The following is an 11,199-nucleotide window of genomic DNA, read 5'->3' as shown; positions in this document are numbered from 1 at the left end:
TCCGGTGCCGCAGACCCGGGAGAAGCTGCCCGGAGGGACCGCGAAAGGTGCTCTGTCCAACAAGTCCGAGGCCGTCCGACAAGCGACTCCGGCTGGGAGGGACGAGGGCAGCGGTGGGTGGGCAGCCATCCTCGCCGCCTCAGGCGGTCGGGAAACCGACCCAGGGTCAGGGGCGGTCGGACCAGTAGAGGGCGCGGGCGGGGCAGAAGTCGACGGCGCGGTCACCCTCGAGGACTCCGACCCGTCCGTCGTGGACGACGGGGTAGCCCCAGGGGTCGAGCGAGACCCGGCCGGCGAGCAGCTGGGCGCAGATGCCGTGCCCGGTGCAGGCGACCCGGTCCACCCGCACCTCCCGCGGCGCATCCCGCTGAGCAGTGACGGACGAACGGGGCCGGGCGTCAGACCGCGACATGGTGGGCTCCTTCGGTCGGGCAGCCGCCGCGGGCGTGGGCGGCCAGGTGGGGGGAGAGGACGCGCAGCGCGGACCCGGCGAACCGGGCGACGCCGTCGGGGAAGCGGCAGGCGCCGCGCCCCGGCAGCAGGCCGGCGGCGGCTCGCACCGCGTCGACCGACACCGACGACGGCGAGCGCACCAGACCCTCCCAGGCCGAGGCCAGCGACGGCACCCCGAACATGCACGGCCCGCACTGCCCGGCACTCTCGCCGCCGGCGTACGCAAGCCACTCCGACACGACGGTCAGCGGGCACCGCGCGGGGTCCAGGACGATGACGACCCCCGGCCCGGGGGCGCCGCCGAAGGGTGCGAGGCCGGGTGTCGACCACGTGGTCGAGCGCGCCTCGGCGACCGACAGCATCACCCCGCCGAGCCCACCGACGACGACGTGCTCCGCGCCCGGGTCCGCCCCGCACGCCTCCAGCAGCGACGCGAACGTCACCCCGGCGGCCGTCTCCAGCACGCCCGGGTACGCGACGGCACCGGACAGCGCGACCAGCCGCGGCCCGGGCTCGTCGAGCGTGCCGACGCCTCGGAACCACTCCGGCCCGTGCTCGACGACCTGCGCGACCCGCAGCACCGTCTCGGCGTTGAGCACGACGGTGGCGGGCACCCGTCCGCCCGCGGCATGCCGGCCCCCGGTGACGATGGGCCGGCGCTTGGCCAGCGGCCGGGCCAGCCCGCCGTTGGCGAGGGAGACCAGCGCCGACTCCTCGGACGACACGTACCGCGCCGGCACCTCGAGCACCGGCACCCCGGCGGCGTGCAGCCGGGCCGCCGTCGCCGACCCGCGGTGCGCGGCGAACGTCGTCCGCCGGCGCCGTCCCGGAGCGACGAGCGCGGCACCGCGCAGCAGCGAGTCCAGGTGACGGTCGACGACGTAGGCGTCCTTGGCCGCGCCGAGCTCTCCGTCGCACGCGTTGACGACGAGGTGCGCGCCGTGGTCGTGCGCGGCCCTGACCTTGACGCCGGTGCGGAACGCGGCACCCCCGCGGCCGGTGAGGCCGGCGGCGTCCAGCAGGTCGGCCAGCTCGTGCCCGGACAGCCCGGCCGGCCCGGACGGCCCCCGGCTCATGTCCACCGCTCCTCGAGCACGGCGTCCCGGCGCTGCCGGTCCGGCGAGGACGACAGCAGCCGCCAGACGACCGCCGCGACCCCGACCACGCCGCACAACGCGGTGACGCCGCGCAGCACCGGCTGGTCGGCCGTCCCCATCGCGAAGCCGTGGACCAGCGCCACCGGCCACAGCGCGTACGCCGCCCAGTGCACGCCGCGCCACACCCGTTCGGGGATCCGTGGCCGCAGCCAGGAGGTGACGGCGACGGCCGCCATGAGGTCGACGGCGACCGTCCCGAGACCGACGAGCACCCGCTCGTACCCGCTCGTGAACGGCACGACCGCCGAGACGAGGTCGATGTTGACGTAGGTCTCGCCGACCGCCGTCGCGACGTGGGCGACGACGAAGGCCACCATCCCCAGCGACAGCCAGCGGTGGACGGCCATGACGACGGTGGCGCTCTCGCCGTGCGGGCGGCGCCAGCCGGCGGTGACGACGCCGAGGACGAGCACCGCGGTCAGCAGGGCGATGCTCGCGACGCCGGTGCCGCGCGAGACGTACCAGAGCAGCTCGTTCATCGCGGATCCTCCTGCGGGTCGGGCCAGCCCGGCGTCGTGACGACGACGCCGTCGGCGGTGTCGAGCCGGGCCGGGACCCCGTGGCCGGCGAGCCACGCCGGGGCCTCGGCCCCGAGGACGACGGCGGCGGTCGAGGCGGCGTTGGCCTCCAGAGCGGTCCGCCCGACGCAGGTGACCTGCGCCCACGTCGCGTCGGCGGTCCGCCCGGTGCGCGGGTCGACGATGTGGTGGCGCACCGAGCCGTCGGCCGCCACCCAGGTGCGCAGACGGGTCGAGCTCGTCGCGACGGCCTGGCCGCTGCGCAGCCCGATGCTCTGCAGCTGCCGGCCCGCGGAGTCCTCGACCCCGATCTGCCAGCGTCCCTCGGGCGTCGTCCCGGACAGGGCGATGTCGCCGCCGAGGTCGACGAGGAAGCCGCCGGGCAGCCGGGCGGCGAGCACGCGCGCGACCTCGTCGGCGGCGTGCGCCTTGGCCGTCGCGCCGAGGTCGAGCAGGCAGCCCGCCGGCACGTCGACGCGGTCGGTCCGCGGGTCGATCCGCACCTGGTGCCAGCCGGGGACGGAGGCCGCCGGCCGATCGGCCGCGACCCGGGAGCGCACGACGGCCAGGTCGGCGTCGTACCCGCTCACCGCGACCGCCGTCCCGACCGTCGGGTCGACGAGGCCGCCGGTGAGCCGCGCCGCCCGCAGCGCCGCGCGCAGCGAGCCGGCGAGGACCGGCGAGGCGACGGCGGACGCGGCACCCGAGCGCGCGGCCGCGGCCAGGCGGCTCACCTCGGAGTCGTGGCGGAAGCGGGAGGCCGCGCGGTCCAGCGCGACGAGGTGGTCACGGGTCAGTGCCTCGGCCTCGGCGACCGTCCACGGCTCGGTGACGACGAGGCGGATCGTCGTCCCGATGGCGCGGAAGTCCGTGGCGGCGGTGGTGAGCGTCGTCGGCATCTCCGGGGCCGCCGCTCAGGAGCCGTGGGTGGAGGACTGGGTCCCCGACCCGTTGCCGGAGGAGACCGAGCCCGGGCCGGAGAAGCCCCAACCCGAGGACGAGGACGAGCCGCCGCCGTCCGAGCCCGAGGAGCTCGACGACCCCGACCCGCTCGACGACCCCGAGGAGTCGGACGTCGCGGTCACGGTGCTCGCGGCCTGCGCGCTCGCGAGGTGGACGCCGGCCACGCCGGTGGTCAGCGCGGCGGCCGCGACGGCGCCGGCGGTCCAGGCCTGGGCCCGGCGCAGGGCGCGCGGTGTGGTGGTCATCGTCATCACCAGATTCGGGAGGGGTTCTTCGCTGTCGTCCTCGACGTTCCTCCCGGGTGCTGTGCGCCTCCTGTGCGACCTCCCAGGCGGCTCTGTGCGAACGACGCGGCCGGGCCGACCCCCCTCGGGTCGACCCGGCCGCGGTGGCGCCGGTGTGGTCCGGCAGCCGTCAGTGCTTCATCCAGAACCGGGCGACGATCGCGTTGTGGTCGCTCTTGGTGCCGTCCAGGACGTAGTGGTGGCCGTCGAAGTCCATGACCCGCGACTCCGGCACCCGGATCCACCCGTACACGTAGTCGACCCGGCGCCGGCCGAGGGTCGGCAGGCCGGTGACGCCGATGCGCGAGTAGCTCGAGCGCAGGCCCGGCAGGCTGCCCTGGCGGTTCTCCAGGACGGTGTACGGGAAGTTGCCGTACCGCACCCGCTTGTCGTCCTCGTAGTCGACGTTGAAGTCGCCGGTGACGACGACCTGGCCGCCGTCCTTCTTGTCGTGCACGAGGTCCCGGATCATCCGCAGGTGCTTCTCGGCGTCGTCGGTGCGGGGCAGGTCGTAGGGGTGCCCGTCGTTGTCGATGTGCGCGTTGAGGTGGTTGTTGATGTGCGTGATGCGGCGGCCGCTCTTGAGGTGCACGTACTTGGCCCAGGTGATGTAGCGGGGCGGCGGCGGCGTGCCCGAGCCGCCGGTGTCGCAGACGAAGATCGTGCCCTTGTCGATGCGGTCGAAGGCCGACTTCTTCGCGAGGACCGCGACCTCGGTGGCGTACGCCGGGGCCGGCGTCCACACCCACCAGCCGTTGTTCTTGCCCCAGGTGTCGAGGAAGTCGCGGCGGCCCTGCACCTCCTGCAGCCCGACCATGTCCGCGCGCTCGGTGATGGTGCGGAAGTCGGTCTTGAAGTCGGTGGCCGACAGGCCGGAGTAGATGTTGAAGCTCGCCACCCGGAAGGTGCTCGAGTTCGTGGGCGCGGCGCCCGAGGACGGGGCGGCGGCGGTCGCGGCGGCGCCGGTCAGCGCGGTGGCGCCGGCGAGGCGGGCCAGCGAGCGCCGGCTGAGCGAGGGCTGGTGGTCGGTCATGGCAGGGCTCCTTCGGTGGACGTGCTGTCGCCTGTGACCCTCGGCGACGCCGCTGCGCCGTCGCTGCGATCCGGGTGCGACGGCGGGCGCAGCGTCACCGAAGCGCCGCCTCGCACAGTGGGCGGCACACGGCGACGGACCGGGTCGCCCATCACCTCGAAGGACCGACGATGAACAGCTCACTGGCACGTACGACACGACGCCCCGGCCGGGCCGGCCGCGTGGCCGTCGCCGCGCTCGCGGCGATGACCCTCGGCACCGGGATCGCGAGCGCCGCGACCCTCTCGGGCACCGGCGGCAACGACACGATCCACGGCACCGCGGGTGCGGACACCATCAAGGGCTTCGGCGGCGCCGACAACCTCTACGGCGGCGACGGCGCCGACGTCATCGAGGGTGGCAACGGTCCCGACCACGTCGTCGGCGGCAACGGTCCGGACGACGTCAACGGCGGACCGGGCGTCGACGAGATCTACGGCCTCGACGGCAACGACGTCCTGCGGGCCCGCGACGACTACGCCGACAAGGTGTACTGCGGCACCGGCAACGACGTCGCGTACGTCGACTACCGCGACTACTTCCCGACCGCCACCGCGGCCAAGCCCCGCGGCACCTGCGAGGACATCCGCTGGATGAACCCGTGGGTCCTGCCGCTGCAGAACGCCCACTACGACTACGGTCTGCCCGGCGGCATCACCCGGGCCCACCACGACTACCCGGCCGTCGACATCTCCGCCGACACCGGCAACCCGGTGCGCGCGGTCCGCGGCGGCTACGTCGAGGCCGCCGGCACCTCGCCGCTCGGCCAGACCTGGTGCGGCAAGGGCGTCGTCATCCGCGGCGTCGGCGGCGGCCAGTACATGTACTGCCACCTGAGCGCGGTCTCCGTCGCCAAGGGCCAGGGCATCGGCGCCCTGCGCAAGATCGGCGAGGTCGGCTCGACCGGCAACAGCTCCGGCCCGCACCTGCACCTGCAGATCTGGCGCGGCTCCATGCAGGCCGACGGCTACTACAGCAGCGTCTGCCCGCAGCCGATGCTCAAGGCGATCTACGACAAGCGCTCGGTCCCGCTGCCCAAGGACCTGCCCCGGTCCGGCTGCACCTACTGAGCCGGCCGACCGGTTCGAGGGGGAGACCAACGATGCGACGCACGACCGACACGACGAGCACCACGAGCACGGGACGGACGGGTCGCGCCGCACGGCGGCTCGCGGCGGCGGGGGTCACGGCCCTCGTCGCCGCGGGGCTGGCCGCCGGCCCGGCGTCCGCGGAGACCTGGCGCGGGGGCGCCGGGAACGACACCCACACCGGCACCAACGCAGCGGACACGCTGCGCGGGGGCGACGGTGCGGACGAGATCCACGGCCGGGGCGGTGACGACCAGATCTACGGCGGCAACGGCAACGACTCGCTGTACGGCGACGACGGTGCCGACACGCTGTGGGCGGGGCTCGGCAGCGACCGCCTCTTCGGGGGCGCCGGGCCGGACACCCTGCACGCCGACGACATGCGGCCCGACACCCTGGTCTGCGGGGACGGCGGCAACGACGTCGCCTACGCCGACTACAAGGACATGGTGGGGGCCACCTGCGAGACCAAGATCTGGCACGAGATCACCTACGAGGACCTCACCGCGATGTTCCCGGGCAAGGTCGGGCCGAAGGACACCGTCACCACGGGCCTGTCCGGCCTCAACGCCCAGATGCGCGCCGGACAGATCGACGTCAACGCCAAGCGGGTGTCGGCCTTCCTCGCGACGCTCGCCAACGAGTCGACGTTCCGCTACAACGCGCTGCAGGCCGGGACCTCGACGTACCGGGGGCGCGGCTACATCCAGCTGACGAACGACTTCAACTACCGGGCCGCCGGCAGCTTCTTCGGCGTCGACTTCGTGCGCTACCCGGACAAGGCCCGTTCCCTGGCCTGGAGCGCGAAGATCGCCCGCTGGTACTGGTACGACAACCGGCACGCCAACGGGGCCGCGGACGCCATGGACATGGGCCGGGTCTCGAAGTTCATCGGCTACGCCGCCAGCCGGAGCGAGGACGCGGAGCGCTGCGAGGACTTCAAGCGGGCCATGAAGTACCTGACCGGCACCCGTCCGGCGGACTCGCAGGTCACCTGCTACCGCCACTGACGCGGCAACCGTCGGACGACGGCGCCGCTCCCCGACCCGGGGAGCGGCGCCTCGTCACACCCCGGCGGGCTGGGGCTCGCGGTCGGCGGGCCGGCCCCCGGCGGTGTCCTCGGCGGCCAGCCGGTCGGCGAGCTTGAGGCCCTCGACGTCGAGGTCGGGGACGATGCGGTCCAGCCAGCGGGGCAGCCACCAGGCGCGCTCGCCGAGCAGGTGCATGACGGCCGGCGTGAGGGTCATCCGGACGACGAAGGCGTCGACGAGCACCCCGACGGCCAGGCCGAAGCCGATCGGCCGGATCATCACGAGGTGGCTGAAGGCGAAGCCGAGGAAGACCGAGGTCATGATGATCGCCGCCGCCGACACCACCCGGGCGCCGTGGACGAACCCGGTGCGCACCGCGGCGCGGGGGTCCTCGCCGTGTGCGTGGGCCTCGTACATGCCGGAGACGAGGAACATCTGGTAGTCCATGGCGAGCCCGAAGAGCACGCCGATGAGGATGATCGGCATGAACGACAGCAGCGGTCCGGGCTGGCTCACCCCGAAGACGCTGCCGAGCCAGCCCCACTGGTGCACCGCGACCGTCGCGCCGAAGGCGGTGCCGATGGTGAGCAGGAAGCCGCCGGTGGCGACGAGCGGGACGACCAGCGAGCGGAAGACGACGAGCAGGATGATGAGCGACAGCCCGACGACGACGGCCAGGTAGCCCGGCAGGGCCGACGCCAGCTGGTCGGAGATCTCGATGTTCGCGACCGTCTGCCCGGTGAGGCCGATCTCGATGCCGTCGCGGCGGTCCAGGAAGCCCGCCGCCGACTGGATCTGCTCCAGGGTCTGTCGGGTCTGCTCGGACGCCGGCCCGGTCGACGGGACGATCTGGAAGGCGAGGGTCGAGGTGTCCTCGCTCACCCCGAACGGCACGACGGACACGACGGAGTCGAGGTCGCTGAAGGTGCGGACGACCTCGGCCTGGGCGTGCAGGACCTCGGCGTCGGAGCGGGGGCCGTCGGCCGCCGGGAGGGTGGCGACGGCGACGACGGGGCCGTTGACGCCGGGCCCGAACTCGTCGGCGATCGTCGTGTACGCCGTGTAGGCGGAGGACCCGGTGGGCTCGCTGCCGCCGTCCGGCAGGCCGAGCTGCATCGACGGCACCGGGATGGCGGCCACGCCGACGACGGCGACGACGCCGAGCACCGTCAGCCAGGGGCGGCGCGTGACGGTGCCGACGTACCAGCCGCCGTGCTCCTCGACGGCGGCGTGGCCCTCGGTGCTGCGGGTGGTGGGGTCGCCCGGGGTGCCGAAGCCCGCCCGACGCCAGCCGCGGCGCGAGACCACCCGGGTGTTCATGAGGCGCAGGACGGCCGGCGAGATCGTCACCGCGACCAGCACCGTGACCGCCACGGTGACGGCGGCGACGATCCCCAGCTGGGCGAGGATGGAGATGCCGGAGAGGACGAGCGCGGCGAGGGCGATGACGACCGTGGCCCCTGCGAAGGTCACGGCGCTGCCGGCGGTGGCGACGGCGCGGGCGATGGAGTCGCGGATCGGCATGCCGCCGAGGATGTTCGCCCGGTGCCGGTTGACGATGAACAGCGCGTAGTCGATGCCGACGGCGAGCCCCAGCATGAGCGCCAGGGCGGGCGTCGTGGAGTTGAGCTCGACGAGGGAGGTGAACGCGAACGCCCCGCCGAGGCCGACGCCGACGCCGAGCAGGGCGACGAGCAGCGGGAGCCCGGCGGCGACGAGGCTGCCGAGGACGCCGACGAGGACGAAGAGGGCCACCGCGAGGCCGAGGATCTCACCGGGGCCGATGAGCTCCAGCGCCTGGGTGATCTCGACGCTGTACGCAGGGGTGATGCCCGCCGCCTCTAGGACGGGGTCGCCGCGCTCGGGGATGAGCGCGCGGGCCGCGGGGTCGACGGACTGGGCGTCGGTGTCGAACTGGATCTGGACGACGACGGTCCGCCCGTCGCTGCTCACGAGCCGGGCGCCGGCGGACCCGGCGGCGACGGTGCGGCCGTCCTCGAGCTGCTGCTCGCCGGCCGCGAGCTGCTTCTCGGAGTCCACCAGCTGCTCCTGGCCGTCGGCCAGCTGCTCCTTGCCGTCCGCGATCTGCTTCTCGAGGGCGGGGATCTGCGGGTCGTCGGGATTCTGCTCCTTCAGCTGCGCGAGGAACGCCTCGCCGCCGTTCAGCCGGCCCTCGGCCTCCTGCAGCTGCTGCTTGCCGTTCTCGAGCTTCGCCCGACCGTCGGCCAGCTGCTCCTGCGACGCCTCGAGCCGGGGGGCCGCGGCGTCCAGCTGCTTCTGCGCCGCGAACGGGTCGACGACGTTCGTCACGTGCGGCACCCCTCGCCAGGCGTCCAGAGCCTCGCCGACGGCCTGCTTCTGCGCGGCGGTGAACGGACGGCCGTCGTCCGTCGTGAGGACGACCCGGCCGAACCCGCCCGCAGCGGAGGGGATCTCCTCGCCGAGGGTCTGCACGACCTGCGCGAAGCCGGTGTCCGTCATCTTGATCTGGTTGCTCAGCGGCTTGCCGATGGTCGCGGCCAGGGTGCCCGCGACGGCGAGGACGACGAGCCAGGCGGCGACGACGGGCCAGGCGTGCGCGGCGCACCAGCGGCCGAGGCGGTACAGGGCGGTGGACATGGAGGGCGCTCCCGAGGAGGTCGTGGGCCGGGGTCGGTCAGGGGGTGCGGACGGCGGCGTCGGCGTCCAGGAGGAGGTCGGTGCCGAGGAGGTCGATGGCCTCGGCGAAGGCGGCGAGGAAGTCCGGACGGGGGTCGTCCGGGGTGTCGGTGGCGTGCCGGGCCCAGACCCGCAGCGCGGCCTCGCCGGCGCCGAGGATGCAGGAGGCGAGGACGGCGATCTGCAGGTCGCTCGGGCGGTCGGCGACGCGGGTGCCCAGCCGGTCGCGCAGCCAGTCCTCGAGCCAGTCCGTCCACTCGTGGAGGGTGCCGAGGATCAGCACCTTGGCGTGCGCACTGGACTCGCCGGCGGCGGCGAGGACGCCGATGCGCTCGACGAGGTCGAGGTCGCTCGGGTCGTCGACGACGGCCAGCAGGCTGGCGCGGACCGGCTCGTCGTGCGGGCGCTCGTCGAGGCGGCGGCTCAGGGTGGTGAAGAACTCGGCGACGCTGGCGGTGAGGACGGACTCGACCGAGGGGAAGTAGTTGAAGAACGTCCGGCGCGAGACCCCGGCGCGGTCGGCGACGGCCTCGGCGGTGACGGCGTCGACGCCCTCGTCGCGCACGATCGTGTACGCCGCGAGGGCGAGGGTGCGCCGGGTCTCGGCGCGCTTGCGGTCGCGCAGCGAGAGGGGGGAGCGCGGCGGGCGGAAGGTCACCCGATCAGCGTAGGTCGTCGTTGCACTGCCGTGCAAATCTGCACGGCGATGCATCACCCCTGGGTGCGGCCGACGACGTCGCGGACGGTCTGCAGCACGCGCAGGGGGTCGTCGCGGTGCACGTCGTGCGTGGCGCCGGGCCAGGTGACCGGCTCCGTACCGAGGCGCGCGCCCATGAGCTCCAGGGACCGGGCGACCGGGTCGCGGTCCCGGTCGGCGACGACGACGGCGGCCGGGACCTCGGGCCAGGGACGGTCGACGAGGTCGTCCGCGACCTCGCCGAGGCCGCGGACCGCCGCCGCGAGCCGGGGGGCGTCGGCGCCCGGGCCGGCCGGGCGGCCGGAGACCCGCGTGAGCAGCCGGCTCGGCGCGGTGGCCCGGCGCAGCAGGGTGATCCGGCGCTCCAGGTCCCGGCACCGGTCCGGCAGGAGGACCGGTGTCGGGTCGAGGAGGACCAGGCCGGACACGACGTCGGGGTGCTCGACGGCGAGCAGCAGCGCGACCACCGCGCCGAGGCTCTGCCCGACGACCACGGCCGGTGTGGTGCCGGTGTCGCGCAGAACCCCGCGCAGGTGGTCGGCGGCGCCGGCGAGCGTCCCCGGCTCGGGATTGGTCCCGGTGCCCGGGCGGTCGTGGACGACGACCCGGCACCCCGGGTCGTCGAGCAGTCCCTCGACGAGGCCGGGGAAGAAGTCATCGGTCGACGCGACCCCACCGGGCAGCAGCAGCACGGCGGGCCCCGACCTGCCGTGGACCGTCGTCGTCGCCGGGTCGGTGGTCATGACGTCACGCTATGCGTGGTCGACGGTGGGGCCGTTGTTAGAGCGGGAAGCGCCGACCGCCACGTGACCCTCGGGTCTTCTTCGCTGCCTCTGGCTGCGCGTCAGCGCGGAGACTGACGTGCAGGCGGTGGCGGTGCTCCGTTACGGCGTCAGCGCCCCGAGCGCAGGCCACGGCGGTCCGTCACGCAGAAGATCGACGATGCGCGGACCGTGTCGGCGTCCGCCGGGGAACCTGTCGAGCACGTCCCAGCGCCAACTGGCGACCATCGCGAGGACCACTCGGCGCGCTTCCTGAACGGCGAGAGGGTCCAGCTCTGGGTAGTGGAGGGCGACGGACTCCGGGGCGTGCGCGAGATCGAACTCGACCGGGCCATGGCAGCACGTCTCGAGGTCGATGAGCACCGGGCCGTTCGCCGTGTGCAGCACGTTGCCAGGATGCGGCTCGCCGTGCAGAAGCTGGTCCGGGCCGCCACGGTCGAGCAGGGCATCACACCCGCCACGCAAGGAGCTGAGGAGAAGACTCCGGTCGTCGTCG

The 11,199-nt window shown here is 74.2% G+C and carries 12 protein-coding genes; 2 read left to right on the top strand and 10 right to left on the bottom strand.

Going from position 1 to position 11,199, the window contains the following annotated elements; all coding sequences use genetic code 11:
* Positions 1-166: 166 nt before the first annotated feature.
* The 6 genes from EPD83_RS18910 to EPD83_RS18885 form a co-directional block, all read right to left on the bottom strand.
* Entirely contained in the window at positions 167-412 is a 246-nt protein-coding gene (locus tag EPD83_RS18910) for a ferredoxin (protein ID WP_128366434.1), read from the bottom strand.
* Positions 399-1,529, bottom strand: coding sequence for an NADH-ubiquinone oxidoreductase-F iron-sulfur binding region domain-containing protein (locus tag EPD83_RS18905; protein ID WP_128366433.1), 1,131 nt, complete (start codon positions 1,527-1,529; stop codon positions 399-401). Before EPD83_RS18905 ends, EPD83_RS18910 begins: the two co-directional genes overlap by 14 nt.
* Complete coding sequence (locus EPD83_RS18900) at positions 1,526-2,089, bottom strand: ferric reductase-like transmembrane domain-containing protein (RefSeq protein ID WP_128366432.1); 564 nt, start codon at positions 2,087-2,089, stop codon at positions 1,526-1,528. The genes EPD83_RS18905 and EPD83_RS18900 overlap by 4 nt, the downstream gene beginning before the upstream one ends.
* Positions 2,086-3,027, bottom strand: coding sequence for an FAD:protein FMN transferase (locus tag EPD83_RS18895; RefSeq protein ID WP_165567004.1), 942 nt, complete (start codon positions 3,025-3,027; stop codon positions 2,086-2,088). The genes EPD83_RS18900 and EPD83_RS18895 overlap by 4 nt, the downstream gene beginning before the upstream one ends.
* Positions 3,028-3,042: 15 nt before the next feature.
* The gene (locus tag EPD83_RS18890; RefSeq protein ID WP_128366846.1) at positions 3,043-3,336 is read right to left on the bottom strand and encodes a hypothetical protein; all 294 of its coding nucleotides are present in this window, start codon (positions 3,334-3,336) and stop codon (positions 3,043-3,045) included.
* 169 nt (positions 3,337-3,505) lie between these two features.
* Positions 3,506-4,408: an endonuclease/exonuclease/phosphatase family protein gene (locus EPD83_RS18885; protein ID WP_128366847.1), complete on the bottom strand. Its 903-nt coding sequence runs from the start codon at positions 4,406-4,408 to the stop codon at positions 3,506-3,508.
* 170 nt (positions 4,409-4,578) lie between these two features.
* On the opposite strand from EPD83_RS18885, the gene EPD83_RS18880 reads away from it, so the two are divergent.
* Entirely contained in the window at positions 4,579-5,517 is a 939-nt protein-coding gene (locus EPD83_RS18880) for a peptidoglycan DD-metalloendopeptidase family protein (protein WP_128366848.1), read from the top strand.
* A 32-nt stretch (positions 5,518-5,549) separates the two neighbouring features.
* Positions 5,550-6,545, top strand: coding sequence for a glycoside hydrolase family 19 protein (locus EPD83_RS18875; RefSeq protein WP_128366849.1), 996 nt, complete (start codon positions 5,550-5,552; stop codon positions 6,543-6,545).
* 54 nt (positions 6,546-6,599) lie between these two features.
* On the opposite strand, the gene EPD83_RS18870 is transcribed toward EPD83_RS18875, so the two are convergent.
* From EPD83_RS18870 to EPD83_RS18855, 4 genes are all read right to left on the bottom strand, one after another.
* Positions 6,600-9,185: an MMPL family transporter gene (locus EPD83_RS18870; protein ID WP_165567003.1), complete on the bottom strand. Its 2,586-nt coding sequence runs from the start codon at positions 9,183-9,185 to the stop codon at positions 6,600-6,602.
* A 37-nt stretch (positions 9,186-9,222) separates the two neighbouring features.
* A complete protein-coding gene (locus tag EPD83_RS18865) occupies positions 9,223-9,882 on the bottom strand; it encodes a TetR/AcrR family transcriptional regulator (protein WP_164896429.1) in 660 nt (219 codons plus the stop codon).
* A 53-nt stretch (positions 9,883-9,935) separates the two neighbouring features.
* Complete coding sequence (locus EPD83_RS18860) at positions 9,936-10,664, bottom strand: alpha/beta fold hydrolase (protein WP_128366894.1); 729 nt, start codon at positions 10,662-10,664, stop codon at positions 9,936-9,938.
* Between the two features lie 141 nt (positions 10,665-10,805).
* The coding region (locus EPD83_RS18855; RefSeq protein ID WP_165567002.1) for a phosphotransferase family protein at positions 10,806-11,199 on the bottom strand (394 nt) is incomplete at its 5' end.

The organism is Phycicoccus flavus (genome assembly GCF_004025965.2).
In the GTDB taxonomy this organism is placed as follows: Bacteria; Actinomycetota; Actinomycetes; order Actinomycetales; family Dermatophilaceae; genus Phycicoccus; species Phycicoccus flavus.
This window is presented reverse-complemented; position numbering and strand designations above follow the sequence as displayed.

Bases quoted from the DNA above. Each gene is read 5' to 3' on its own strand.
- EPD83_RS18910 (WP_128366434.1), bottom strand. From the start codon at position 412: ATGTCGCGGTCTGACGCCCGGCCCCGTTCGTCCGTCACTGCTCAGCGG.
- EPD83_RS18905 (WP_128366433.1), bottom strand. From the start codon at position 1,529: ATGAGCCGGGGGCCGTCCGGGCCGGCCGGGCTGTCCGGGCACGAGCTG.
- EPD83_RS18900 (WP_128366432.1), bottom strand. From the start codon at position 2,089: ATGAACGAGCTGCTCTGGTACGTCTCGCGCGGCACCGGCGTCGCGAGC.
- EPD83_RS18895 (WP_165567004.1), bottom strand. From the start codon at position 3,027: ATGCCGACGACGCTCACCACCGCCGCCACGGACTTCCGCGCCATCGGG.
- EPD83_RS18890 (WP_128366846.1), bottom strand. From the start codon at position 3,336: ATGACCACCACACCGCGCGCCCTGCGCCGGGCCCAGGCCTGGACCGCC.
- EPD83_RS18885 (WP_128366847.1), bottom strand. From the start codon at position 4,408: ATGACCGACCACCAGCCCTCGCTCAGCCGGCGCTCGCTGGCCCGCCTC.
- EPD83_RS18880 (WP_128366848.1), top strand. From the start codon at position 4,579: ATGAACAGCTCACTGGCACGTACGACACGACGCCCCGGCCGGGCCGGC.
- EPD83_RS18875 (WP_128366849.1), top strand. From the start codon at position 5,550: ATGCGACGCACGACCGACACGACGAGCACCACGAGCACGGGACGGACG.
- EPD83_RS18870 (WP_165567003.1), bottom strand. From the start codon at position 9,185: ATGTCCACCGCCCTGTACCGCCTCGGCCGCTGGTGCGCCGCGCACGCC.
- EPD83_RS18860 (WP_128366894.1), bottom strand. From the start codon at position 10,664: ATGACCACCGACCCGGCGACGACGACGGTCCACGGCAGGTCGGGGCCC.